The 23,421-nt window shown below is 69.2% G+C and carries 23 protein-coding genes; 10 read left to right on the top strand and 13 right to left on the bottom strand.

Going from position 1 to position 23,421, the window contains the following annotated elements:
* Window positions 1-13 precede the first annotated feature (13 nt).
* The 7 genes from ACOMD9_RS01785 to norR all read right to left on the bottom strand — a co-directional run bounded on the left by ACOMD9_RS01785 (window position 14) and on the right by norR (window position 8,279).
* Window positions 14-406, bottom strand: coding sequence for a ribonucleotide reductase subunit alpha (locus ACOMD9_RS01785; protein WP_421411833.1), 393 nt, complete (start codon window positions 404-406; stop codon window positions 14-16).
* An 83-nt stretch (window positions 407-489) separates the two neighbouring features.
* The gene (locus ACOMD9_RS01780; protein WP_421411832.1) at window positions 490-3,600 is read right to left on the bottom strand and encodes an efflux RND transporter permease subunit; all 3,111 of its coding nucleotides are present in this window, start codon (window positions 3,598-3,600) and stop codon (window positions 490-492) included.
* A complete protein-coding gene (locus tag ACOMD9_RS01775; protein WP_421411831.1) occupies window positions 3,597-4,964 on the bottom strand; it encodes an efflux RND transporter periplasmic adaptor subunit in 1,368 nt (455 codons plus the stop codon). The genes ACOMD9_RS01780 and ACOMD9_RS01775 overlap by 4 nt, the downstream gene beginning before the upstream one ends.
* Window positions 4,961-5,578, bottom strand: coding sequence for a TetR/AcrR family transcriptional regulator (locus ACOMD9_RS01770; RefSeq protein ID WP_421411830.1), 618 nt, complete (start codon window positions 5,576-5,578; stop codon window positions 4,961-4,963). Before ACOMD9_RS01770 ends, ACOMD9_RS01775 begins: the two co-directional genes overlap by 4 nt.
* Window positions 5,579-5,651: 73 nt before the next feature.
* Window positions 5,652-5,810: a hypothetical protein gene (locus ACOMD9_RS01765; RefSeq protein ID WP_421411829.1), complete on the bottom strand. Its 159-nt coding sequence runs from the start codon at window positions 5,808-5,810 to the stop codon at window positions 5,652-5,654.
* A gap of 36 nt (window positions 5,811-5,846) precedes the next feature.
* Complete coding sequence (locus tag ACOMD9_RS01760) at window positions 5,847-6,551, bottom strand: succinate dehydrogenase iron-sulfur subunit (RefSeq protein ID WP_421411937.1); 705 nt, start codon at window positions 6,549-6,551, stop codon at window positions 5,847-5,849.
* Window positions 6,552-6,734: 183 nt separating this feature from the next.
* On the bottom strand, window positions 6,735-8,279 hold the full coding sequence (gene norR, locus ACOMD9_RS01755; protein ID WP_421411828.1) for a nitric oxide reductase transcriptional regulator NorR: 1,545 nt from the start codon (window positions 8,277-8,279) through the stop codon (window positions 6,735-6,737).
* Window positions 8,280-8,444: 165 nt separating this feature from the next.
* Here norR and ytfE point away from each other — a divergent pair, with 165 nt between their 5' ends.
* The 7 genes from ytfE to ACOMD9_RS01720 all read left to right on the top strand — a co-directional run bounded on the left by ytfE (window position 8,445) and on the right by ACOMD9_RS01720 (window position 14,556).
* Window positions 8,445-9,101: an iron-sulfur cluster repair protein YtfE gene (ytfE, locus tag ACOMD9_RS01750; protein WP_421411827.1), complete on the top strand. Its 657-nt coding sequence runs from the start codon at window positions 8,445-8,447 to the stop codon at window positions 9,099-9,101.
* 58 nt (window positions 9,102-9,159) lie between these two features.
* The gene (locus tag ACOMD9_RS01745; RefSeq protein ID WP_421411826.1) at window positions 9,160-9,774 is read left to right on the top strand and encodes a hemerythrin domain-containing protein; all 615 of its coding nucleotides are present in this window, start codon (window positions 9,160-9,162) and stop codon (window positions 9,772-9,774) included.
* A 149-nt stretch (window positions 9,775-9,923) separates the two neighbouring features.
* Window positions 9,924-10,919: a ubiquinone anaerobic biosynthesis protein UbiU gene (gene ubiU / locus ACOMD9_RS01740; protein ID WP_421411825.1), complete on the top strand. Its 996-nt coding sequence runs from the start codon at window positions 9,924-9,926 to the stop codon at window positions 10,917-10,919.
* 10 nt (window positions 10,920-10,929) lie between these two features.
* Window positions 10,930-11,850, top strand: a complete 921-nt coding sequence (locus tag ACOMD9_RS01735) for a U32 family peptidase (protein WP_421411824.1) — start codon at window positions 10,930-10,932, stop codon at window positions 11,848-11,850.
* Entirely contained in the window at window positions 11,847-12,596 is a 750-nt protein-coding gene (locus ACOMD9_RS01730) for an anaerobic ribonucleoside-triphosphate reductase activating protein (RefSeq protein ID WP_421411823.1), read from the top strand. The genes ACOMD9_RS01735 and ACOMD9_RS01730 overlap by 4 nt, the downstream gene beginning before the upstream one ends.
* 27 nt (window positions 12,597-12,623) lie before the next feature.
* Entirely contained in the window at window positions 12,624-13,757 is a 1,134-nt protein-coding gene (locus tag ACOMD9_RS01725; RefSeq protein ID WP_421411822.1) for an AraC family transcriptional regulator, read from the top strand.
* 205 nt (window positions 13,758-13,962) lie between these two features.
* Window positions 13,963-14,556 (top strand): DUF6448 family protein, encoded by a 594-nt coding sequence (locus ACOMD9_RS01720; protein ID WP_421411821.1) that lies wholly within the window; start codon window positions 13,963-13,965, stop codon window positions 14,554-14,556.
* Window positions 14,557-14,667: 111 nt separating this feature from the next.
* On the opposite strand, the gene ACOMD9_RS01715 is transcribed toward ACOMD9_RS01720, so the two are convergent.
* From ACOMD9_RS01715 to ACOMD9_RS01695, 5 genes are all read right to left on the bottom strand, one after another.
* Window positions 14,668-15,408: a ribonucleoside-diphosphate reductase gene (locus ACOMD9_RS01715; protein ID WP_421411820.1), complete on the bottom strand. Its 741-nt coding sequence runs from the start codon at window positions 15,406-15,408 to the stop codon at window positions 14,668-14,670.
* A gap of 174 nt (window positions 15,409-15,582) precedes the next feature.
* Complete coding sequence (locus ACOMD9_RS01710) at window positions 15,583-17,694, bottom strand: adenosylcobalamin-dependent ribonucleoside-diphosphate reductase (RefSeq protein WP_421411819.1); 2,112 nt, start codon at window positions 17,692-17,694, stop codon at window positions 15,583-15,585.
* A gap of 39 nt (window positions 17,695-17,733) precedes the next feature.
* The gene (gene ubiT / locus ACOMD9_RS01705; RefSeq protein ID WP_421411818.1) at window positions 17,734-18,219 is read right to left on the bottom strand and encodes a ubiquinone anaerobic biosynthesis accessory factor UbiT; all 486 of its coding nucleotides are present in this window, start codon (window positions 18,217-18,219) and stop codon (window positions 17,734-17,736) included.
* Window positions 18,220-18,550: 331 nt separating this feature from the next.
* Window positions 18,551-19,936 carry an oxygen-independent coproporphyrinogen III oxidase gene (gene hemN, locus ACOMD9_RS01700; protein ID WP_421411817.1) on the bottom strand — a complete coding sequence of 462 codons (1,386 nt, stop codon included), beginning with the start codon at window positions 19,934-19,936 and terminating at the stop codon, window positions 18,551-18,553.
* 228 nt (window positions 19,937-20,164) lie between these two features.
* Window positions 20,165-21,313 (bottom strand): NnrS family protein, encoded by a 1,149-nt coding sequence (locus tag ACOMD9_RS01695; protein WP_421411816.1) that lies wholly within the window; start codon window positions 21,311-21,313, stop codon window positions 20,165-20,167.
* A 108-nt stretch (window positions 21,314-21,421) separates the two neighbouring features.
* Here ACOMD9_RS01695 and ACOMD9_RS01690 point away from each other — a divergent pair, with 108 nt between their 5' ends.
* From ACOMD9_RS01690 to ACOMD9_RS01680, 3 genes are all read left to right on the top strand, one after another.
* Window positions 21,422-21,829: a YbaN family protein gene (locus ACOMD9_RS01690; RefSeq protein ID WP_421411815.1), complete on the top strand. Its 408-nt coding sequence runs from the start codon at window positions 21,422-21,424 to the stop codon at window positions 21,827-21,829.
* Between the two features lie 58 nt (window positions 21,830-21,887).
* A complete protein-coding gene (locus tag ACOMD9_RS01685) occupies window positions 21,888-22,331 on the top strand; it encodes an Rrf2 family transcriptional regulator (RefSeq protein WP_421411814.1) in 444 nt (147 codons plus the stop codon).
* Window positions 22,332-22,497: 166 nt separating this feature from the next.
* Window positions 22,498-22,809, top strand: a complete 312-nt coding sequence (locus ACOMD9_RS01680; RefSeq protein WP_421411813.1) for a c-type cytochrome — start codon at window positions 22,498-22,500, stop codon at window positions 22,807-22,809.
* A 75-nt stretch (window positions 22,810-22,884) separates the two neighbouring features.
* Here the strand turns inward: ACOMD9_RS01680 and ACOMD9_RS01675 are convergent, their stop codons facing one another.
* The gene (locus ACOMD9_RS01675) at window positions 22,885-23,412 is read right to left on the bottom strand and encodes a nitrous oxide reductase accessory protein NosL (protein WP_421411812.1); all 528 of its coding nucleotides are present in this window, start codon (window positions 23,410-23,412) and stop codon (window positions 22,885-22,887) included.
* Window positions 23,413-23,421: the final 9 nt, after the last annotated feature.

The raw sequence follows: 23,421 nt of genomic DNA, 5'->3' as shown, positions 1-23,421 counted from the left end.
GTGGGCACAGGGCTCACTGGAACCCGACCACCTCCCCGGCCCGGTCGAAGGCCAGGAACCGATCGATGCTGCCCATCTTCAGCGACTCCACCATGCGCTGCAGGTGCTGCTCGACGAGCGCCGGCCCGCCCTGGTCGGCCATGGCCGCCACGAAGACGATGTCCCACTCGGTGCCGGTCGTGCGTGACTCCGCCACCAGCGCCGCCATGTCGCTGAGTTCGTCGGGCGACTTGTCGACGCAGACGGTCGGCGTCAGCACGCCGCCCTCGCCCTGCTCGAAGCGCCGGCGCTGCTCCTCGCTGGGGTGGTCCGGCAGTTCGGCACGGGCAAAGACGAACAGCAGGCGCTGCGGCTCGGGCTGACGACGCGCCTCCTCGAGCAGGTCGGCAAAACTGGAAATGGCCACGGGGCCTCCTTCGTCACGATGGCAATGGCAAGGAGTGCAGGGTAACGGGCCACCTGCCGAACGGGAAGGGCGAGCGGCGACCGTCACGCCTGGCCCTCGGCGGCGCGCGGTGACCGCCTCGTCCACCCCCAGTCATCGAGCAGCACATAGAGCGCCGGCATGACCAGCAGCACCAGCAGGGTGGAGCTGAGCAGGCCGAACACCACCGAGATCACCAGCGGCTTGATGGCGGCCGCCTGGGTGCTGGTCTCGGCCAGCAGCGGCAGCAGGCCGGCAATGGTGGTGGAAGACGAGATCAGGATGGCGCGCAACCGGTCACGGCTGGCCTGGCCGGCCGCGGCCACCGCGTCGAGGCCCGCCTCGCGGTGCCCCTTGATGAAGTGGATCAGCAGGATGGCGTTGTTGACCACGATGCCGGCCAGCGACGCCGCGCCGATCAGCGAGGGCATCGACAGATAGTAGCCCATGAGCACATGGCCCCAGATCGCGCCGATGAAGGCCAGCGGGATCGCCACCATCACGATCAGCGGTTCGACGTAGCTGCGGAACTGGAAGGAGAGGATCACGAAGATGCCGACCAGCCCGATCAGCAGGCCGCGGCCGATGGAACCGCCGGTCTCGGCGGAACTGGCCACCTGCCCCTCGAAGCTGACCTCGGCCCGGGGATGGCGGGCGCGGAATGCCGCCAGCCAGTCGCCTTGCAGGTCGTCGACGATGGCCTGGCCACTGGAGAGCCGGGCATCGACATTGGCCTCCACGGTCACCGTGCGCCGTCCGTCGATGCGGGTGATGCGGCCCCAGTCGTGTCGCTCGGCCAGGGTCGCCACCACCTCCAGGGGAACGCGGCTGCCATCGGGCAGGGTGATGGTCTGGTCGCTCAGGTCGTCGAGGCTGTCCCGGTCGCCCCCGGCCTGGCGCACCAGGATCTCGATGTCCCGGGCACCGATGCGCTGGGTGTCGGCAACCTCGCCGAGCAGCGCCGCACGCAGCTGGGTGGCCACCTCCTCGGCGGTCAACCCCAGGCCGTGCGCCCCCTCGGCCAGGGCCAGGGTGCGCTGGGGCTTGCCGGGGCGCAGGTCGTCGATGACATTGTAGACGGCCTCGTAGCCCTCGAGATGCTCGGCCAGTTCCCGTGCCGCGGCCTTGAGCGCGGCCAGGTCCTCGCCCTGCAGGCGCACCTCCACCGGGACCCCGGCGGGGCCGAAGCCCGGCTCCTGGATGATCAGGCTCTGCAGGCCGGGGATCTCGCCGATCTCCTCGCGCCACGCCGCGGTCAGCTCGTCGAGGGTGACCCGCCGGCGCTCGGCGGTCAGCAGGTCGACCATCACCGTGGCGACATGGGCCCCCGACTCCCGGGCACTGGCGTTGTGGTTGAAGCGTACCTGGATCGCCTCGACCAGCGACGCGCCACCGGGCTGCCCGGGGGTGAGCCGCTCGTCGAGACGCCGCATCGCCGCCTCGACCCGCTCGGCCACCGCCTCGGTACGCGCCAGGGGAGTGCCCTGGGGCATCAGGATCCGTGCTTCCAGCACGTCACCGTCGATGTCGGGCATCGCCTCACTGCCGATATGGCCACCGGCCATGAAGCCGGCGGAGGCCAGCAGGATCGCCAGCACCGCCCCCAGCACCGCATGGCGAAAGCGAATCGCCCCGTCGGCCAGCCTTCCCACGCCCTCGCGGAAGGCCGCGAAGCGCCGCTCGAAGGCAGCGCGGAAGCGGGAGTCCCGCCCCTCCTGCAGCTTCAAAACGCTGCCCTTGAGGTGGTGGGGCAGGATCCAGAAGGCCTCGACCAGGCTGGCGGCCAGGGCGGCGATGAGCACCACCGGCAGCACCTCCAGCACCGCCCCCAGCTCGCCGGAGAGGAACGAGAGGGGCGCGAACACCGCCACCGTGGTCAGGAACGACGACAGCACGCCGGGCAGCACCTGGCGGGTCCCGGCGACTACCGCCGCCAGCGGCGACGCCTTCTCCAGGGCGTGGGCCGCGATGTTGTCGGTGATCACGATGGCATCGTCCATGACGATGCCGATGGCCATCAGCAGCGCCACCAGGGTGATCATGTTGAGCGACAGGCCGGTCAGGGCCATCACGAAGAAGGCCCCCATGAAGGCGGCCGGCAGCCCCAGCACCGCCCAGAGTGCCAGTCGCGGGCGGAAGAACAGGCTCATCACCAGCACCACCAGCACCAGGCCCATCAGGCCATTGCCCACCAGCATCTGCAGCCGGTCGCGCACGATGCCGGTCATGTCCTGGGTCAGGGCGAGCCGGACCCCGCCATCCCAGCGCGCCCGCTCGGCCTCGACCAGGGCGGCGAGGTCATTCATCACGTCCAGGGCATCGTCACGCAGCGTCTTGCTGACCTCCAGGACCAGGGCGGGCTCGCCGTTGAAGCGCACCTGCTCCTCGGGCTGCTCGCCCACCTCCTCCAGGGTCGCGATCTCGCCCAGGGTCAGCTCCCCGCCCTCGCCGTCGGAGACCACCACCAGGCTGTCCAGCTCGCGCAGCGTGCGGCGCTGGTCGGTGAAGCGCAGCAGGATATCGCGGTCGCGAGTCTCCAGGGTGCCCAGCGGCATGTCGAGGCTCTGGCGTGCCACACGGGCCGCCAGCTCGCGAGCCGAGAGCCCATGCTGGCCGAGCACGTCGCGGGGCACCTCGACCTGCCACTGCCGCTGTGACATGCCCCGGATGGTCACGTCCGCCACCCCGGGCAGGGTCATCAGGCGCTCCTCGAGGACCAGGGCATAGTCCTCCAGCTGGCTCAAGGGCATGTCACCGCTCACCGCCACCGCCGCCACCAGGTCGCTGCGATGCAACTCGCGCACCACGGGGCGTTCGGCGCGGGTGGGCAGGTCGGTCAGGGCGTTGACCTCGGTATCCAGGTCATTGATGAAGCGGATCGGGTCGCCGCCGGCCTCCATGGTCGCCGTGGCACTGGCCAGGTTGTCCTGGGCCACGCAGGCGAATTCGTCGAGGAAGTCGATGCCCTTGACCGCGTCGAACAGGCGCCGGCAGACGGCATCCTCGACGTCGGCGGCGCTGGCCCCCCGATAGACCACCTCGATGCTCGCCTCGACGGGGCGGTAGTCGGGAAAGGTCTCGCGCTTGAGGCCGGGGGCGGCGAACAGCCCCGCCGCGATCAGCAGGAGCAGCAGCAGGTTGGCCGCGGTGGGGTGCCCGGCGAACCAGCGGATCATGGCCGCTCTCCCGCCGCCAGTGCCTGCAGGCGCCGCTCCAGGGCCTCGTCGCGCCGGGGGCTCAGCGCCATGCCGCTGATCGCCGGCTGCAGGTCATCGACGATCACCCGATCGCTCGGCGACAGGCCATCCTCGATGATCGCCAGGTCGTGCTGCTCGAAGGCGACCTCGACCGGGCGGCGCTCCAGGCGGTCGTTCGCGTCGGCGAGGTAGAGCTCGCCCTGGTGCACCGCCGATGCCGGTACCGCCAGACGCGGGGCCGGGGCCTCGGCCGAGAGGCGAACCCGCACGTACATGTCGCGCTGCAGGGGTGGCCGGTCCGGCGGCCGGGCATCGCGATAGGGATGGTCGACCCGCACCACCACCCGGGCGGCACGGGTGGCGGGGTCCAGGCCACTGGCCACCCGAACCACACGCCCCGTCCAGGTCACGCCCTCGGCCCCGACCAGCTCCACCTCGGCACGGATTCCCGAGAGATCCAGCCGCTCGCCGAGATCCAGGGCGCCATCGGGAAGGTCCGGCAGGGCCACGCTACCCAGCAGCCGGCGCAGCTGGGCGAAGGGCACATGCGCCTCGACCTCGGCGGCCGCCAGGTTGTCGGCCTGGAACAGGCGCTGGCCGGCCCCCACGAACTGGTGCATCTCCACCTCCACCTCGCCCAGGCGCAGGTCGTAGGGCGCCACGAAGCGGGTGTCCTCGAGGTCGCGGCGGGCCTGGGCCAGCCGTGTGCCGGCACGCTCGCGCTGGGCGCTCAGGGACTGGCCACGGGCGGGGATCAGGGCCAGCTGGTTCTCGAGCGACGCCACGGCCTGTCGCTGGGCCAGGGTGGCGCGGCGCTGCTCGTCGAGCTGGGCGCGAGCCACCGCCCCGCTGCCGGCCAACCGCTCGATGCGTGCCAGCTCCTGCTCGGCCAGCGCCAGACGCTCCCGCTCGAGCGCCAGCAGGCGGCCGGTATTCTCCTCCTCGACACCGAGCTGGGCCTGCTCGGCGGCCAGGCTGGCCAGTTCGGCCTCGGCCTCGGCGATGGCCAGCTCGTAGCGGGAGGGGTCCAGCGCCACCAGCAGGGTGCCCTCGCGCAGCATCGAGCCGCTCTCCAGGTCCGGATGACGCTCCACCACCCGGCCCGCCACATTGGCCACCGCCTGCCAGGTCTCGGTGGGGCGGGCCACGCCGTGGCCGCGAGCCTCCAGGCGAAGATCCAGCGGTTGCGCCGCTATCACGGTGACGCTCGGCGGCGGTGATGCCGTCTCGCCATGCAGAGGTGTCTGGCGATTCGCCACGAACAGCAGCAGGAGCGCGACACCGGCCGCGAGCCCGACCAGCACCGTGGCCAGCCGACCCAGCCGCCTGAGCAGGCGGCTCATGGGTGCTCCTCCCCGTCGGCGGCGATGCCGTGGCGGTAGATCGCGAAGACCCCCGGCGCCTGGTCGAGGATGCGCCCCACCTCGCCGGCCATCAGCGACTGGATCACCAGCCCCTGGATGGAACCGATGAACTGCAGGGCGGCGGCCTCGAGATCCAGCCCGGCCCTCAGTTGACCGGCCTCGCGGGCCCGCAGCAGCAGGCCCTCGACGCGCTCGCGATAGAGGAACAGCAGCGAGCGCACCATGCGCCGGGCAGGCGTCGGCCGGGCATGCTGCAGCTGCCCCAGCAGCAGGCGCGGCACTCCCGGGTGCTCGGCGATGAACTCGACATGGGCCATGAACATGGCCTCCAGTGCCTCGAGGGGCGCACCGGCACCGGCCGCCGCGGCATCCAGCCGCTGCATCACCCGCTTGCCGACCCAGTCCACCACGGCTTCCCAGATGGCGTCCTTGCTGGGGAAGTGGCGAAACAGCGCCCCCTGGGTGACGCCCATCTGCCTGGCGATCTCGCCGGTGGTGATCGTCGCCGGCTCCTCCTGGCCGCAGAGCTCGATGACCGTCTCCACGGTGCGCTCCCGACGCTGCTCGGCGGTGAGGTGGCGCTTGACTGGCATGGTCGGCCTCGCTGAAAGATAGTAACTGATTACTATCTTATGCCACGACAGCCTTCCTTGCCAACGGCCAGTTCTACCCGCCGCGCCTCCGACGCCTATCGCCCAGGAACACCAGGGCCATCTTCATCCGTTCGTCCTGCTGCAGCTCCGCCAGTCGGGCATACTGCGCGCCGAGCTGCTCGTGGAAGCCATGGATCCAGGCCAGCAGATCCTTCACCTGTCGAAAGGCCATCTCGCACCTCCTGCGTTGGGTATCGCATGACTGCGGTCAGCTGCCGCGCGCCAGCAGCATCGCCTTGATCCGGCCGATGGCACGCATGGGGTTGAGCCCCTTGGGGCAGACCCAGGTGCAGTTGGCGATCTGGCGGCAGCGGAACACGCTGAACGGGTCGTCGAGTTCCGCCAGGCGCTCGTCGGTGGCGGTATCACGGCTGTCGATCAGGAAGCGGTAGGCCTGGATCAGGCCGGCCGGGCCGATGTACTTGTCCGGGTTCCACCACCAGGAGGGACAGGCCGAACTGCAGCAGGCACAGAGGATGCACTCGTAGAGGCCATCGAGTTTCTCGCGATCCGCCGGGTCTTGCAGGCGCTCGATGGCCGAGGGCGGGTCATCGTTGATCAGCCAGGGCCGGACCTTCTCGAACTGCCGGAAGAACAGCGACTGGTCCACCACCAGGTCGCGGATCACCGGCATGCCGGGCAGCGGACGCAGAGTCAGGGTGTTGGCGTCGCCCAGCACCGACTCGACCGAGGTGATGCAGGCCAGGCCGTTCTTGCCGTTGATGTTCATGCCATCGGAGCCGCACACCCCCTCCCGGCAGGAGCGCCGATAGGCCAGGGTGGGATCCCGCTGCTTGAGGTGCTCGAGGACGTCGAGCACCATGGCCTGGCGAAAACGCTCCTCCACGTCCAGGGTTGCCATTCTCGGCAGGTCGTCCTGCTCCGGATGATAGCGATAGAGCTGTACCTTGATCATGGGCGGATCTCCGGCTGGCGTACGGCCGGCCCGGGGAATATCGCGGCGACAGGCCCCGGTTTCATGCCTCGGCTCCTCCCGCCGGCTGTCGCGAACCGTCGGGGTCAGCGCTCGAGCCTTGAACATGCATTGATTTTACTTCTTGCAGGATAGTCGTCCGGTCAGGAGGATCAACTCGCCTCAGCGCGTCCCGCCTCCGCCCTTGAGCCCCAGCCGCCTGGCGAGCTTGTGCAGGTTGCTGGGATCCACCTCCAGCCGCCGGGCGGCCGCCGCCCAGCGCCCGTCGCAGGCGGCCAGCGCCTCGCGGATCGCCCGGCGCTGGGCCTGTTCCACTCGCTCACGCAGCGTCGGTGGCGCCATCACGTCCGCCCCCGGCGGCACCCCCGATGCACCACCGGACTCCTCGGCACGGACGGGAATGTCGAGCCGGGCGGGCTCCAGGGTGATGATCTCGTCGCGTCGCGCGCCCTGGCTCAACGCCTTGATCGCCGCCCGGCTGATCACGTGCTCGAGTTCGCGCACGTTGCCCGGCCAGGCGTAGGCGAGCAGCGCCGCCTCGGCGTCCGGCGAGAGCCGCAGGCTGCGCACCCCGAGCCGGGTACGGTTGATCTCCAGGAAGTGGCCGGCCAGCACCAGCACGTCGCTCCCCCGCTCGCGCAGCGGCGGGATGGCCACCGGGTAGGCCGACAACCGGTGGTAGAGGTCGGCGCGGAAGTGGCCGTCGCGCACGGCGTCGGCCAGGTGGCGATTGGTGGCGGCGATGATCCGCACGTCGACCCGGCGCGGGGTATCCTCGCCCAGGCGCTGCACCTCGCCTTCCTGCAGGGCCCGCAGCAGCTTGGCCTGCACCGGCAGCGACAGCTCACCCACCTCATCGAGGAACAGGGTGCCGCCGTCGGCCGCCTCGAAGCGCCCGGGACGCTCGGCGGTGGCGCCGGAGAAGGCGCCCTTCACGTGGCCGAACAGTTCACTCTCCGCCAGCGACTCGGGCAGTGCCGCGCAGTTCACCTGGACCAGCGGCGCCTCGCGGCGGGTCGAGCGGCGGTGCAGGCGGCGGGCGAAGAGCTCCTTGCCCACCCCGGTCTCCCCGCTGAGCAGTACCGGCAGGTCGGACCCCGCCACCACATCCAGCTCGCGCAGCAGCCGCTGGAGCACCGCACTGTGGCCGAGGATATCGCGTGCCTCGGGGGCCGCTAGGGGCGGGCCGGTCTCCTGCCGGGCCATGCGCAGGGCGCGCAGGTCCCGCTCCAGGCGGCTGACCCGTACCGCCGCCTCGACCAGCAGCGCATAGCGCTCCAGGGTGGCCCGGTCATCGGCATCGAAGGTGCCCGCCTCCAGGGCATCCAGGGTCAGCACGCCCCAGGGCTCGCCCTCCACGTGCAGGCTGATGCCCATGCAGTCGTGGACGTGCAGCGGCTGGCCCGGCTGCTGCTCCACCAGGCCGTCGTAGGGGTCCGGCAGGCTGGCATCCGGCGGGAAGAGGGTGGTGCGTCGACTGGCGAGGATGGTCGCCAGGCGCGGGTGCTGCGCCACCTCGAAGCGCCGCCCCAGCGCCTCGCGCACCAGGCCCTCCACGGCCAGCGGCACCAGGGCATTCTCCTCCAGGTGCAGCAGGCAGACGGCCCCGCAGCGGAATCCCTCGCGCAGGGTGCGCACCAGGCGCTGCAGGCGTACCGCGCTGGGCAGGTCGGCGACCAGGTCCGCCAGAAGGGTGTCGTCAAGCATGGTGATATTCACCGTCAAGGGTTCAATCTACCCTAATCGCTTCGGGTATTTTTCACCACCATGACCTGCAGGCCCCATGGAACGCGCACTTGGGAACTGGCACGCCGCTTGCTAGATGAGAGTACCACTCATCCCTGTCATTCATCCGACCCAGGAGCTCCTGACATGAGCCTGATCGAACAGACCGTCGGTCGCACCGCCCTGACCCTGCCCGGCGCCACCCGGGTGTTCAACGAACACGCCATCGACTTCTGCTGCGGGGGTCGTATCAGCCTGCGCGAGGCCGCCGAGCGCGTCGGCCTGGCCCCCGAATCGCTGGTCGCCGAGCTCGAGGCGCTGCCGCAAGGCGCCAGCGACGAGCGCGACTGGCAGTCGGCCAGCAACGACGAGCTGATCGACCATATCCTGACCCGCTACCACGATGTCCACCGCCAGCAGCTGCCCGAGCTGGTGCGCATGGCCCGTCGCGTCGAACAGGTCCACGGCGAGCGCGACGCCTGCCCCAACGGGCTGGCCGACCTGCTCACCAGGATCCACCAGGAGATGGAGAGCCACATGCAGAAAGAGGAGCAGATCCTCTTCCCGATGCTGCGCCGTGGCCTCGGTGCCCAGGCCCAGGGGCCCATCACGGTGATGCGCCACGAACACGACGACCACGGCGTTCACCTCGAGCAGCTGGCGGCGCTGACCCACGACATCACCCCGCCGAAGGGCGCCTGCACCACCTGGCGCGCCCTCTACACCGGGTTGCACGAGTTCCGCGACGACCTGAGGCAGCACATCCACCTGGAGAACAACCTGCTCTTCGAACGCGCCGGCTGAGCCGGTCGCACACGCGACGGTGCGTCGCCAATCTCGGCGACGCACCGGGGAGGCCACCATGAAAGCCATCATTCTCGAACGCCTGCACGCCGACCACTATCGCTACGAGGCGCTGCTCTGCATCCTCGACCGCCAGCTGCACATCGCGGCCTGCGATGAAACGCCCGATTACCGGCTGCTGGCCAGGCTCTGTCACTACCTGACCCGCCAGCCGGAGGAGTGGCATCACCGGGTGGAGCACACCCTGTTCGAGCGGCTCGCCGCGTGCCATCCCGACAGCCGCGACACCCTCGAGGTGCTGGTCGAGGAGCACCGACGCATCACGACCTACGGTCGCGAGCTCGAGGAGGCGTTTCGCCGCCTGGCAGACGAAGCGCCGGATGCCGAACTGGAAACCCGCCGGCTCGACCTGGCACGCGCCTTCAGCGAGCTCTACCACCATCATCTGCATACCGAGAACCGCCACGTCTTCCCCCTCATCGAGCAGTGCATCCCCGCCGAGGAGCTGGACAGGATGTCGCCCCGGATCTCGCTCTCGAGCCCTGCCGAAGGCAGTCCCGGCTTCCAGCGGCTCTACCGGCAGATTGCCGACAAGCGGACCGGGCTGCGCCTGGGCCACGGCGAACAGGCGGATTTCTGCCCGCTCTGCGACGCCAGGCCAGCCGACGCCTGAACGAGCATCACCGCGTGTCCCCATGGCCATCCGTGGGGGTCTCGCAGGTGACCGGCCACCCGAATCCGCCTCGCCATGACCCGCGTCAAGGGCCTCCGGTGAGTGGTCGACTAGCATGGTCGGGTTTACGAGACAGCGAGGAGAGCGACATGGAGCTCGTCTGCCCGGCCGGCAACCTGCCGGCCCTGAAGCGGGCCGTGGATGAAGGCGCCGATGCCGTCTACTTCGGCTTCCAGAACACCACCAACGCCCGCCAGTTCGCCGGCCTCAACTTCACCGACCGGCGCGCCCGGGAGGGCATCGACTATGCCCATGCCCGCGGCAGGCGGGTCTTCTGCGCCATCAACACCTACCCGCAGCCGGACGGCTGGGCCATGTGGACCCGCGCCGTGGACCAGGCCGCCGAGCTCGGCGTCGACGCCCTGATCCTGGCCGACATGGGCCTGCTCGACTACGCCGCTCGTCGCCACCCGGACCTCGCCCGCCACCTCTCGGTGCAGGGCTCGGCCACCAGCCACGAGGCACTGCGTTTCTACCACGACCAGTTCGGCATCAGGCGCGCCGTGCTGCCGCGGGTGCTGTCGATCACCCAGGTGCGCGACCTGGCGAAAAAGAGCCCGGTGGAGCTCGAGGTGTTCGCCTTCGGCAGCCTGTGCATCATGGCCGAGGGGCGCTGCTACCTCTCGTCGTACCTCACCGGCGAGTCGCCCAACACCCGCGGCGTCTGCTCGCCGGCGGCCCACGTGCGCTGGGAGGAGACCCCCGAGGGGCTCGAGTCGCGTCTCAACGGCGTGCTGATCGACCGCTACGGCGAGGGCGAGAACGCCGGCTACCCCACCCTGTGCAAGGGCCGCTTCGAGGTCGGTGGCGAGACCTACCACGCCATCGAGGAGCCCACCAGCCTCAACACCCTGGAGCTGCTGCCGGAACTCGCCGAGCTCGGCATCAGCGCGGTGAAGATCGAGGGGCGCCAACGCAGCCCGGCCTATGTGTCGAAGGTCGCCGGCATCTGGCGCCAGGCGCTCGATCGTCTCGACCGGACGCCCGGGCACTTCCACCCGGATGCCGCCTGGATGGCCAGTCTCGGCGAGGTCTCGGAAGGCAGCACCACCACCCTGGGCGCCTACGAGCGCCGCTGGAAATAAGAGAGAGCCCATGTCCGCCATCCCCACGCTCCAGCTGTCGCTCGGCCCGGTGCTCTTCTACTGGACCCGCGAGGGCTACGCCGACTTCTATCGCGAGGCCGCCGACTGGCCGGTGGACATCGTCCATCTCGGCGAGTCGGTGTGCTCTCGGCGCCGCGACATGAAGCTCGACGACTGGCTGGGCATCGGCCGCGAGCTGGCCCAGAGCGGCAAGCAGGTGGTGCTCTCGAGCCAGACGCTGATCGAGTCCGAGGCCGACCTGCGCGACCTGCGCAAGCTGTGCGACAACGGCGAGTTCCTGGTCGAGGCCAACGACCAGAGCGCGCTGCAGCGCCTCTCCGCCAATGGGCTGCCCTTCGTCGCCGGGGCGGCGCTCAACCTCTACAACCCGGCGACGCTGGCGGTGCTGGCTCGCGCCGGCATGCAGCGCTGGCAGGCCCCGGTGGAGATGTCCCGTGACGACCTGGCCCGGCTGCTCGCCGACAGCCGCAAAGCGGGGCTCAAGGCCCCCTGCGAGGTGTTCGCCTACGGTCACCTGCCGCTGGCCTGGTCGTCGCGCTGCTTCACCGCGCGGCGCTACCAGAAGCCCAAGGACCGCTGTCGCTTCGTCTGCCAGAAGCACCCGGAGGGCCTCACCCTGCGCTCCCAGGAATCCCGGCAGGTGTTCACCCTCAACGGCATCCAGACCCTCTCCGGCGCCTGCCAGGACCTGCGCCACGAGGTCCCGGCCATGGCGCAGATGGGCGTCGGGATCGCCCGCCTCAGCCCGCGCCCCGAGGGCATGGCCGAGGTGGTGGCCGCCTTCGATGCCGCGCGGCGCGGCGCACTTCCCGCCCCCGACCCGTTGAGCCTGGTGGACGCCGAGATCTGCGACGGCTACTGGCACGGCCGCCCCGGCATGGACAACACCCGAGGAGCGACACTCCCATGAGCCATCCCGCACCAGCCATCGACACCGTGACCCTGCCGACCCCGCACCTGCCCATCGCCGGCTTCGACGCCCGGGACGACCGGGCCTTCCCGGGGCACCGGGCGGCGGTGGTCTACCTGCAGGGCTGCCCGCTGCAGTGCGGCTACTGCGAGACCGCGAGCACCATGGCCGCTCCCCGCCGCGGCACTCCGGGGGAGTGGGAGGCGATCGAGGCGCTGCTCGCCGCACGGATCGGCGAACTGGACGCCGTGGTGTTCAGCGGCGGCGAGCCCACCCTGCACGCCGACCTGCCGGCCGCCGCCGACGCCTGCCGGGCCCTGGGCCTGGCGGTGGGGCTGCATACCGCCGGCACCTATCCCGAGCGTCTGGAACCGCTTCTGCCCCGGCTCGACTGGGTGGCGCTGGATACCAAGGGGCGCGGCGTCGATTTCGACCGCATCGGCGGGCGGCGCGGGATCTGGCAGCGCCATGCCCGCAGCCTGTCGCTGCTGCTGGAGGGCGACATCCCCTTCGAGTGCCGCACCACGGTGCACTGGCGCGACTTCACCCTGGAGGCGCTGGAGCGGCTGGCCATGACCCTGGCCGACTGCGGCGTGCGCCGCTACGTCATCCAGCTCGCCCGACTGGAGCGCTGCCGGGATCCGGCCTACTGCCGGCCGGTGGCCGATGCCCCGCCCCGGGAGGCCCTGGAGACCCTGGTGCGGCGGCTCGGGCGTCACTTCGATCGGGTCGAGTTGCGCGGCTGACACGGAACACCAGGGCGAGTCACCATCATGTATCTGACGCTGGTTGATCTTCTGCTGGCCACCAGCATCATCCAGTCGCTGGGCCTGGCCGCCTTCCTGCTATTGCCTGAGACGTTCCGACTGATCAGCAACCGCCTGCTGGCGGCCAGCGTCCTGACTTTCGCGGCCGGCCTGAGCGAGGTTTTCCTCTATTCCACCGGGATGGCCCTTCAGCACCCGAACCTGGCCTACCTGGGCAGTCTGGTCGGCCTGCTCCAGGCGAGCCTGCTCTATCTCTATGCCCAGTCACTGATGTATCGCGACTTTTGCCTGAGGCCAAGGCATGCCGTGCATACCCTGCTGTTCTGGGTGGTGTCGGCGATCTTCCTGGTGGAGTACTACCTGCAGCCCGGCGAGGTGAAGCTGCAGATCCTGCAGAGTCGCGACCACCCGAGCGTACTCACCTCTCCCCTGCTGGCCGCCGCCATCCACCTGGTCTTCCTGGGCTACCTCTGGGCCACCATTCGAGCGCTCGGCCGCTTCGGCACCACGGTACGCCGACTCTTCTCCAACCTGGAGAACAAGCAGCTGGCCTGGCTGCGCACGCTGCTGATCGGCTACGCCTTCGTCTGGACACTTAGCCTGCTCTACTGCCTCTCCGCTCATGTCTTCAAGAGCAGCGCCAGCGCCCTGTGGGTCTCCACCATCGGCGCCGTCACTGGCTTCCTGTTTATCAACTACCTGATCATCAACGCCCTTCGCCAGCCCGTCATCTTCTCGGGACTGAGTGCCGAGCAGGCACGCCTCGCGCAGGGAGAGGACGACCTGAGCCCACCGGACAGAGAAGTGGATGGCGCACTGCTCCGGCGCCTCGCGAACCACATGGCAGAGACCAGGCCCTATCTGGACGCCAACCTGACGGTGGAGCAGCTGGCCCGGCAGCTTGGCGTGTCCACCCGTGAACTGTCGCGAACCATCAACCAGGGGCTCGAGAAGAACTTCTTCGAATTCGTCAGCGACCATCGCATCGCCGAGGCCTGTCGCCAGCTGAGAGCCGCCGAGGCCGGCACCACCATCCTGCAGGTGATGTACGACTCGGGCTTTAACTCAAAGTCAGTGTTCAACACGGCCTTCAAGAAGGCCACCGGCATGACACCCAGCGCCTACCGCGCCCGCTCGTAGCCACTCGGCACGCTCATCAACCGCCCCCCTCGACGTTCGACTTTCCGAAGCACGAAAAACAACCATCAAGATATTGATATCAAATGCTTTTCAATGAAGTTCGAACGCAGGCTTTCGAACGACCCAGACGTCTCGGCTCCCTAACATGGAGGTACAGTCGGCATGCCGCTCGACTGGCCCATCCACGATTTCGGAGCAAGACACCATGACCCTGCCACTGCGCAAGCACCTGCTGGCCATCGCTGCCACTTCCGCCCTTGCCCTGCCGCTGGCCACCCCGGCGTTCGCCCACTGCGATGCCCTCGACGGCCCCGTCATCACCGAGGCCCGAGCCGCCTTGAACGCAGGGGACATCACGCCGGTTCTCAAGTGGATCCCCGCCGAGGATGAAGCAGAACTCGTGGCCGTGTTCGACAAGACCCTCGAGGTGCGCGCACTAGGTGACAATGCCCGGGAGCTGGCTGACCAGCAGTTCTTCGCCAAGCTGGTAGAAACGCACCGTGCCTATGAAGGCGCGCCTTTCACCGGCATCAAGCCGGCCGGCGAGATTGACCCCGCCGTTCAGCTCGCCGACAGGGCGTTGGAAGAGGGCGAGATCGATGCCTTTCTGGCGCGCATTGTCGAGAAGTTCGAACAGGAGGCCCGATCGGCCTTCGAGGCCACCCTGGCGGCCAGGCAACGCGCCGGCGACGACCCCGAGCTTGGACGAGAGTTCGTCGACCACTATGTGCACTACGTGCACTATATGGAGGATGTACACAATGTGATCGCCGGCAACGCCAGTTCCCACGATCACTGAGCGCCAGTCCCCCGGAAACGCCACCGCCCCGGGCCACTCGCGTGACCCGGGGCGGTGGACTATTGCCGGCTGACGGTCAGCCTGCCCGCGCTCTTGCTTCCCGCACCGTTGTTACCCGCACTTGGACCAGCCGCAGCCGGCGTAGCAGGTGGGGCAGCCGTCCATCATGATCAGTTCGCCGTTGCACTCCGGGCAGTGGCCCACCACGGTGGGGCCGTCGCCCTTGTCGGCGGCCTTGCGCTCGGCCTGCTCGATCTCCTCCGGGGTGGGCGGCTGCCAGGGATGGCCGCTGGCCAGGCGCTGGGCATAGCGGCTGACCAGGTCCTCCACCGGCACCTGGTTGCCGTCCTGGTCGAGGAAGCCGCGGCGGTAGAGGATCTGCTGGATCGACCAGGCGATGGCCGCCACCTCGGAGTCATGGAACATCGGCTTGCCCCAGCGGTTCATGCCGCAGCGCACCAGGCCCTTGTCCCAGGCCACCTTTCGCAGGTCGGCCACCGCCTGGGTGACGTAGCCGCCACGGGCGGCCAGCGACAGGCTGCGCATGGTGGCGGTGATCCACTGGTGCTCGCTGGAGAGCTGGCCGGAGGGGAAGAAGAACTCCACCGGGCGCTCGATCACCACCCGCTTGCCGCCCAGCACGCCCTCCACGGGCATGAACGACACCAGCAGGTAGACCTTCTTGCGCCCCTCGGCGCCGACGTAGGAGATCTTCTCCGACACGGCCTCCAGGGTGCCCTCGGGGCGCGAGGGAATGCGCACCGTGAGCGGGTTCTCCTCGGCCAGCGGCGGCTCTTCCACCGCCTTCTTGACGCTGTAGGAGACGATCTTTGACGAAATCTCGACGGCCATCAGGAGGCTCCTCCGGAAAGTTGTGCGGTGACGCTGGCGTGACGGCCACTGACGACCGTCACGAGCGAAGGCGAGGCAAGGCGCAGGATTTCGAGGAAGCGGAGTTTACGAGCCGTAAATGAGCATTCCGAGAAAGACTGCAACGCCGCCTCGGCGAGCGCAGCAGGTCGTGGCTTACCACTTGCCATAGGTGCCTTCCTTCAGCGCGTCATAGAGGTTCGCCGCGTTGTGCTCCTCGCCGTCGTAGATGACCTTCTCGTCGCCGGCCAGCTCCACGGTCTCGCCGTTCTCCAGCTCGAAGACGTAGGTGGTGTTCTTGAGGTCGTCCTCGCGCACCAGCACGCCCTGGAAGGCCTCCGGGTTGAAGCGGAAGGTGGTGCAGCCCTTGAGCTTGCTCTGGTAGGCGTCGAGGTAGAGGTCCTTGAACGCCTCAAAGGGAAACTCGGTGGGCACGTTCACCGTCTTGGAGATCGCCGAGTCGACCCATGCCTGGGCCGCCGCCTGCACCGCCACGTGCTGCCTGGGGCTCACCGCGTCGGCGGTGATGAAGTAGTCCGGCAGGTCGCTCTCGACCGCATCGGCGGCGATGAAGTGGCGGTAGGCGGCGAGCTCGAAGGAGCACACTTCCACCTGCTCCTTGGTCTTCTTGCCCGCCTGGATGACGTTGCGGAAGTAGCGGTGCGAGAACGACGGCTCGATGCCGTTGGAGGCGTTGTTGCCCAGCGACAGCGAGATGGTGCCGGTGGGTGCGATGGAGCTGTGGTGGGTGAAGCGCGCGCCGTGCTCGGCGAGCGCCGCGACCAGCTCCGGCTCCACCTCGGCGACCTTCTGCATGTAGCGGCTGTAGCGGGCGTGCAGGATGCGACCGGGCACCTTGTCGCCGACCTCGTAGCCATCCTGCTTGAGCTCGGGGCGCTCGCGCATCATCCGCGGGGTGATCTCGTAGTCCTCGGCCAGTGCCGGCGCCACGCCCTTCTCGCGGGAGAGCTCGAGGGCCTGCTTCCAGCCCTCGACGGCCAGGTTGCGGCTCACCTCCTCGGTGAAGGCCAGCGACTCCGGCGACCCGTAGGGGATCTTGAGCATGGTCAGGGTGGAGCCCAGGCCCAGGAAGCCCATGCCGTGGCGGCGCTTGGCCTCGATCTCGCGGCGCTGGCCTTCCAGCGGCAGGCCACTGATCTCCACCACGTTGTCGAGCATGCGGGTGAAGATCGCCACCACCTGGCGGTAGCGCTCCCAGTCGAAGCGCGGCTTCTTGCCGAAGGGGTCGATGACGAAGCGGGTCAGGTTCACCGAGCCGAGCAGGCAGGCGCCCTCCGGCGGCAGCGGCTGCTCGCCGCAGGGGTTGGTGGCGCGGATCTCCTCGCAGAACCAGTTGTTGTTCATGCGGTTGACCTGGTCGATCAGGATGAAGCCCGGCTCGGCGAAGTCGTAGGTGGAACGCATGATGGTGTCCCACAGCTCGCGGGCCTTGATCACCTCGACGATGCGGCAGGCCACGCGACCCTCGGCGTCGACGGTGTAGCCCTCCTCGATCACCGGCCAGTCGCGGTAGATCAGCTCCTCGGCCCCCACGTCCTCCTTCTCGCCGGCGTGGAGCGGGAAGGCCAGCGGCCAGTCGGCGTCGTTCTTCACCGCCTCCATGAACTCGTCGGTGATCAGCAGGCTGAGGTTGAACTGGCGCAGGCGGCCCGCCTCGCGCTTGGCCTCGATGAAGGCGCGTACGTCGGGATGGCCGACGTCGAAGGTGCCCATCTGGGCGCCGCGACGACCGCCCGCCGAAGCCACCGTGAAGCACATCTTGTCGTAGATATCCATGAACGCCAGGGGGCCGTTGGTGCCGGCGCCGGCGCCGAACACGAAGGCGCCCTTGTGGCGCAGGGTGGAGAACTCGTAGCCGATGCCGCAGCCCGCCTTGAGGGTCATGCCGGCATCCACGACGCTGTCGAGGATGTCGTGCATGGAATCGCGGATGGTGCGCGACACCGTGCAGTTGATCAGGCTCACCGCCGGCTTGTAGGCCTCGGCACCGGCGTTGGACATGATCCGCCCGGCGGGGATGGCGCCGTTCTCCAGGGCCCAGCGGAACTTCGGCAGCCACTCGTCGGCCTTGTCGCCTTCCACCGCCGCCAGGGCGCGGGCCACCCGCTCCCAGGTGGCGGAGACGTCCTTGTCCACGGGCCGCCCGTGGCGGTCCTTGAGGCGGTACTTGGCATCCCAGATGTCGCGGGAGGGGGCCTGCAGGGGCACCTCGTTGGATGACTTGACGGCCTTGGTGGAAGTGCTCATTCGGCGGGTCTCCGGAGCTGTGGCAATTATCGGGTTGGGTCAGGTATCGCGGCGAGCCAGCCGCTCCAGGCGGACCAGCAGCTCGCCGAGGGGGCCCTGGGCCAGCCCCTCCTCGCGACCGTCGAGGAGGTTCTTGACCATCAGCCCCAGTTCGGTGTCGCCCTCGATCAGCAGGCGGCGCTGGAAGAACAGCGCGTCGGGGTCCTCGCGGCGGGTGGCCAGGCAGAGGAACTCGCGCCAGCCGCCGCGGATGGTGGCCTCGCCGGGCTCGGCACACACCGTCAGGCGCTCGTCCTCGAGGGTGAGGGTCAGCGCCATGCCCAGGTCCTCGATGGCCAGGGTGATGCGGCGCCCGTCCAGGGCGTCGAACTCCCCCTCGGCCAGGGGCTCGGCGAAGGTGCGGTTGAGCAGCGGCGCCACCAGTCGGCGCTTGACGCCCACCGGTACCCGCGGATCGATGGCACGGATCAGGCGGGCCGGGGACGGGGGGGACGGCAGGGGCAGTGACGGGAAAGGCAAGGACATGCTGATGCTCCTGATGACGATGCGGCCGAGGCCGCTGAACCGCTCATCCTAGGCCTCATGAAAGACATTCGCACTGACATGCGTCAAGCCCCGCCCGGCACGACCGCCCGACACGGCTGCGTACCATATATAGACCATTCGACAGTATCAAGCACAAGATGTCGTGAAATTTGACCATCAACGCTAGGCCGTCTACTCCCTTCCCCGGCGCTCGATGACCCGCTTGCGCAGGTTGCCCGGGACCAGATGCCGCGCGGCGGCAGGCCATTCAACGCTGGCAGCGCCTCCTCCGTCGCGGCGCCTGGATCGAGCAGGTCGAGCGCCGGCGGAATCAGACCGTCCGCGAATAGCGCCCCGGGCCGTGGCTCAGGTAGGCGTCGAAGGCCATGGCGGCGTTGCGCATCATCAGCCGGCCGGCGGGCAGCACCTCGATCTCGCCCTCGCGGATCGCCAGCAGGCCATCCGCGGCCATCTCCTCGAGCGCCTCGAGGGCATCGGCGAAGGTGTCCCGGAAGTCGATGCCGTGGGCGGCCTCGATGGCGGCGAAGTCGATGCGGCCGTGGCACATCAGGGCGTTGATCACGTCACGACGCAGGCGGTCATCGTCGCTGAGCCGGTAGCCCCGGAACACCGGCAGGCGCCCCGCCTCCAGGCGGTGCTGGTACTGGGCGGTCTCCTTGACGTTCTGGCTGTAGGTGTCGCCGACCTTGCCGATGGAGGTGATGCCCAGGCCGATCAAGTCGCAGTCGGCGTGGGTGGAGTAGCCCTGGAAGTTGCGCTGCAGGGTGCCGTTCTCGCGAGCCAGGGAGAGCTCGTCGTCGGGCAGGGCGAAGTGGTCCATGCCGATGTAGACATAGCCCGCCTCGGACAGCCGGCGAATGGTGAGCTCCAGCAGCTCCAGCTTGCGCTCCGGCGGCGGCATGTCCTCGGGGCGGATCAGTCGCTGGGCCTTGAACAGCTCCGGCAGGTGGGCGTAGCTGTAGGCGGCGATACGATCGGGCCGCAGGGCGATGATCTTGTCCAGGGTGGCGTCGAAGCTGGCCACGGTCTGCAGCGGCAGGCCGTAGATCAGGTCGACGCTGACCGACTGGAAGCCGGCCTCGCGGGCCGCCTCGACCAGTGCCACCACCTGCTCCTCGCTCTGGACCCGGTTGACGGCCTGCTGGACATCCTCATCGAAGTCCTGGACGCCGAAGCTCAGGCGATTGAAGCCCAGGTCATGGAGCTCGTGGATCTGCCCGGGCGTCACGGTGCGCGGGTCCACCTCCAGGGAGAACTCGCGCTCGGCGGGTGGGGCGAAGTGAAACGCCTCGTCCAGCGCCGCCATCAGCTCGCCGAGCTGGGCGTTGCTCAGGTAGGTGGGCGTGCCGCCGCCCAGGTGCAGCTGGGTCATGCGGCGGCTCTCGTCGAACAGCGCACCCTGCACGCGGATCTCCTGCTTGAGCCACTCGAGGTACTCGGCGGCCCGCTCGGTATTGTGGGTGATGATCTTGTTGCAGGCGCAGTAGTAGCAGAGGCTCTTGCAGAAGGGGATATGCACGTAGACCGACAGCGGCTTGGGCGTCTCGGCCCGGTTGCTGCGCTCGGCGGCGGCGCGATAATCGTCCTCGGCGAAGGCCGCATGGAACTGGGGCGCCGTGGGATAGGAGGTGTAGCGCGGCCCGGGTCGGTCGTACTTCTCGACCAGGGGGCGATCGAACAGCAGGTCGTCTTGCATGGGGTAACAGCCTCTTGAACCGGGGGGCGACACCGCAGCGCCGCCGTATGGGGCAGAGTATGCCATTCAGGGCCCGGCGCGTCGGTACCCTTCTCGAGGTAGCTGACCTGGATCAAGCCTCCATCACCTGAGATTCACTCGGGGCTGATCCGTCGACAAGCCTGCGAGGAGGCGCTTTGAATACCTCCCTGTACGCTACCGACGCCATCCCTGGCGCAGGACCTCCTCTTAAGCTTGCCCCCGGCGCCCCTCGCTATCGGCCTCTGCACGCGCGTTGCTGCGAGGTACCGTGCGACGGCACCAGTGGAGCAGCCGCCAGGCGGCGAGCCCCCAGGCCAGGCTCCAGGCCAGCGCCGAGGCCCACAGCAGGGCGAGCCAGTGCTGGCCGGCATCGAGCGCCAGCAGGCGCAGCAGCGCGGCCAGGGAGAAGAGCAGCGCCAGGGGCAGCAGCAGCGGCTCCGCCTCGGGGCGTGCCTTGGCGCGCAGGATCGCCTGGCGCAGCATGATGCCGGAGGCCAGGGTGCCGAGCGCCCCGATGGTGAAGGCGTGCAGGGTGGCGCTGGCGTGGGGCTGCTGCCACCAGGCCCGCGCCAGCAGCAGCAGGCCGACGCCCAGCCAGGCGTAGCCCAGCATCAGCCCCAGCAGGTCGGGTCGCTCGCGGCAGGCCCAGGGCCGCCAGCGCCACAGCCGTACCAGCACCAGCAGGCCCGCCACCAGCGCCAGCCCTGCCGCCAGGGGCCGCAGCGGCGACCACAGCATCAGCAGCGGGGTGACGCCCAGCAGCAGGATCAGCGCCGCCTCGAGGCGCGGCTGCACTCCGGCGCCGGCCTGGCGTCGGCTGGCCATCAGGTGGCCGTTCACCGCCGGCGCCAGCACCCGCCCGCCCATGAACACCATCAGCAGCACCAGCCACAGCACGCCCTGGTGCATCAGCGGCGCCGTGGTGGGCAGGCTGCCCGGGTGGCGCCAGGACAGGGTGACGACCGCCAGCAGGCAGAGCAGCCCGAGCAGCGGCGAGAGCACCCGGTTGCGCCACTTTCTGGCGGCGATGAAGCGCGGCACCAGCCACCAGGCCACCAGCAGCGCGAAGCCGGCATCGGCCAGGGTCACCGGCAGGGCGCCCGGCCAGGCCAGGCCGCCCAGGCGCGCCACCAGCCACAGCCCGACCAGCGCCTGCAGCCGGCGCGGCGGTAGCGGTCCCAGCAGGTAGCCGGCGATCACCGCCAGGGCAAAGCCGAACAGCAGCTCGCGTCCATGGGCCGCAGGCGAGGCCAGCAGCGGCAGCGCCTCCAGGTGGTAGAGCGACAGCAGCGAGAGCGGCACCAGCAGGGCCGCATGCAGGGCCGCCAGCGGGAAGAGCCAGCGCCAGGCGGGCACGGTCGAGGCCCGTGGTGGGCCTCCGGCACCAAAGTTCTTTGCGTCGCGCTTTAACATGCATGTAAAATACTACTTAGTGACAACCCCTGACAATCCGGGAGGTCCTGCATGGCACTTCGGTTCTCGCGCCTGGTCTGGAGCGGCCTGGCCTACGGCTGCATCGGCCTGGGCACGGCCGGGCTGGTGGTGCCGCTGCTGCCCACGACGCCCTTCCTGCTGGTCGCGGCCTGGGCCGCCCCCAAGGGCTCGCCGCGCCTGGCCCGCTGGCTGTGGGGGCATCCTCGCCTGGGGCCGACACTGCATGCCTGGCGCGACCGGCGTGCGATTCCCCGGCGCGCCAAGCGCCTGGCGCTGGTGCTGCTGGTGATCAGCTGGCTGATGCTGTGGGCCGGCGGGGCACCGCCGATCGTGCTGGTGCTGACCGCCGTGCTGTTCTGCACCGTGGCAGCCTTCCTGCTGACGCGACCCGATGCCGCAGCCATTCCCATAACCGGCGCAAGGGAAGTGGTAGAATGAAGGCTTGTTAACCAGTCACCATTGACCGATATCAAGTAGACAAGGGCTGGATCCCGCCATGCACCTGACCCGCTTTACCGACTACTCGCTGCGCGTGCTGATCTTCCTGGCCGTCAAGGGCGAGCAGCGCTCCACCATCCAGGAGATCGCCGATCGCTTCGAGGTCTCTCACAACCACCTGATGAAGGTCGTGCAGGAGCTCAGCCACAAGGGGTACATCACCGCCATCCGCGGCAAGAACGGCGGCCTGCTGCTCAAGCGTCCGCCGGAGGAGATCACCATCGGCGGCCTGGTGCGCGACACCGAGCACGACCTGCTGCTGGTGGAGTGCTTCGGTGACCACAACGAGTGCCTGATCACCCCGGCCTGCCGGCTCAAGCCGATCCTGGCCGAGGCGCTGCACGCCTTCCTGGCCGTGCTCGACAAGTACACCCTGGCCGACATGCTCGGGCCGCAGCAGCCGAAGCTCGCCCAGCTGCTGCGCATCGAGCCGGCTCCCTGAGGCCGGCGGCACCACTTGCACACCGCCTTCACCTCGACGAACCTTATGCTGATTCATGTCAGTACCCCCCCATGAACCTGCTGGCACCATGGGGACACCCGGGCCCCGGGGCCATCAGGGCTCCCGGGCCTGCACCACCCAGAAAGATGCATCATGGAGATTGGTTATGAAAAGACTGGCTGCCGCCGCCCTCACCGGCATTGCCGCCCTGACTCTCTCGGCCGCCGTCCAGGCCGAGCCCGACGGCGAGGCGATCTACAACCAGGCCTGCATGGCCTGCCACATGACCGGTGCCGCCGGCGCCCCCATCAAGGGCGACGAGGCCGCCTGGGCCCCGCGCCTGGAGCAGGGCATGGAGACCCTCTATGACCACTCCATCAACGGCTTCCAGGCCATGCCGCCCAAGGGCGGGCACCTGCAGCTCAGCGACGAGGAGGTGAAGGCCGCGGTGGACTTCATGCTCGAACCGGTGCTCTGAGCCCCGGCGGCGACAACCCCAGCGCCCCCGGCAGCCTGGCTGCCGGGGGCGCTGCGCTTGCGGGGCAAGCCCCATCTACATGGCGCGCCGGATATGCGCCCGGGCCAGGTCGTTGAGCACCTGGACGTCGACCTCCTCGTAGGCCAGCAGGCGCCCCTCGTGCTCCGCCATGAAGGCCCGCGCCGCCTCCTCGCTGCCGAAGGAGGCCAGGGTCGGCCCCATGGCGCCCATCAGCGGCTGCTCGGTCACGTAGACCGCCACGTCGGCGGGGATGAAGGCGTCGTCCGACGGCCGCTCCCACTCGGTGGCGCCCATGTCGTGGACATAGGCCCGGCGCAGCTGGGGCACCGAGTCGGGCTGCAGCAGCCAGACGAAGAGGTCCGAGGTGGAGCAGAAGGTCAGCAGTCGACCGTCTCGCAGGCGGGCCTGGGCCTTGGGGCCCGCAAACCCGGCGATGAACATCCCGCACACCGCGCACTCGTCGTCGTCCCGGAAGGGGCGCGGCTCGCAGGCCGCGGCCACCTCCTCCTCGCCGCCGCAGCCGGCCAGCCCCGCCAGGGTCACGCCGCCCAGCACGATGATGAACCTCCTGCGTGTCAGCATTCGTCGGTT

It is taken from the genome of Halomonas terrestris, from assembly GCF_049166755.1.
Taxonomy (GTDB): Bacteria; Pseudomonadota; Gammaproteobacteria; order Pseudomonadales; family Halomonadaceae; genus Halomonas.
The sequence above is the reverse complement of the archived record's forward strand: the minus strand, read 5'-3'. Positions and strand labels throughout refer to the sequence as shown.

Excerpts from the sequence above, each read along its gene's own strand:
- ACOMD9_RS01780 (WP_421411832.1), bottom strand. The coding sequence starts at position 3,600 with ATGATCCGCTGGTTCGCCGGGCACCCCACCGCGGCCAACCTGCTGCTG.
- ACOMD9_RS01725 (WP_421411822.1), top strand. The coding sequence starts at position 12,624 with ATGTATCTGACGCTGGTTGATCTTCTGCTGGCCACCAGCATCATCCAG.
- ACOMD9_RS01745 (WP_421411826.1), top strand. The coding sequence starts at position 9,160 with ATGAAAGCCATCATTCTCGAACGCCTGCACGCCGACCACTATCGCTAC.
- ACOMD9_RS01690 (WP_421411815.1), top strand. The coding sequence starts at position 21,422 with ATGGCACTTCGGTTCTCGCGCCTGGTCTGGAGCGGCCTGGCCTACGGC.
- ACOMD9_RS01735 (WP_421411824.1), top strand. The coding sequence starts at position 10,930 with ATGTCCGCCATCCCCACGCTCCAGCTGTCGCTCGGCCCGGTGCTCTTC.
- norR (WP_421411828.1), bottom strand. The coding sequence starts at position 8,279 with ATGCTTGACGACACCCTTCTGGCGGACCTGGTCGCCGACCTGCCCAGC.
- ACOMD9_RS01770 (WP_421411830.1), bottom strand. The coding sequence starts at position 5,578 with ATGCCAGTCAAGCGCCACCTCACCGCCGAGCAGCGTCGGGAGCGCACC.
- ubiU (WP_421411825.1), top strand. The coding sequence starts at position 9,924 with ATGGAGCTCGTCTGCCCGGCCGGCAACCTGCCGGCCCTGAAGCGGGCC.
- ubiT (WP_421411818.1), bottom strand. The coding sequence starts at position 18,219 with ATGTCCTTGCCTTTCCCGTCACTGCCCCTGCCGTCCCCCCCGTCCCCG.
- ACOMD9_RS01765 (WP_421411829.1), bottom strand. The coding sequence starts at position 5,810 with ATGGCCTTTCGACAGGTGAAGGATCTGCTGGCCTGGATCCATGGCTTC.
- ACOMD9_RS01730 (WP_421411823.1), top strand. The coding sequence starts at position 11,847 with ATGAGCCATCCCGCACCAGCCATCGACACCGTGACCCTGCCGACCCCG.
- ACOMD9_RS01680 (WP_421411813.1), top strand. The coding sequence starts at position 22,498 with ATGAAAAGACTGGCTGCCGCCGCCCTCACCGGCATTGCCGCCCTGACT.
- ytfE (WP_421411827.1), top strand. The coding sequence starts at position 8,445 with ATGAGCCTGATCGAACAGACCGTCGGTCGCACCGCCCTGACCCTGCCC.
- ACOMD9_RS01720 (WP_421411821.1), top strand. The coding sequence starts at position 13,963 with ATGACCCTGCCACTGCGCAAGCACCTGCTGGCCATCGCTGCCACTTCC.
- ACOMD9_RS01685 (WP_421411814.1), top strand. The coding sequence starts at position 21,888 with ATGCACCTGACCCGCTTTACCGACTACTCGCTGCGCGTGCTGATCTTC.
- ACOMD9_RS01675 (WP_421411812.1), bottom strand. The coding sequence starts at position 23,412 with ATGCTGACACGCAGGAGGTTCATCATCGTGCTGGGCGGCGTGACCCTG.
- ACOMD9_RS01775 (WP_421411831.1), bottom strand. The coding sequence starts at position 4,964 with ATGAGCCGCCTGCTCAGGCGGCTGGGTCGGCTGGCCACGGTGCTGGTC.
- ACOMD9_RS01715 (WP_421411820.1), bottom strand. The coding sequence starts at position 15,408 with ATGGCCGTCGAGATTTCGTCAAAGATCGTCTCCTACAGCGTCAAGAAG.
- ACOMD9_RS01710 (WP_421411819.1), bottom strand. The coding sequence starts at position 17,694 with ATGAGCACTTCCACCAAGGCCGTCAAGTCATCCAACGAGGTGCCCCTG.
- hemN (WP_421411817.1), bottom strand. The coding sequence starts at position 19,936 with ATGCAAGACGACCTGCTGTTCGATCGCCCCCTGGTCGAGAAGTACGAC.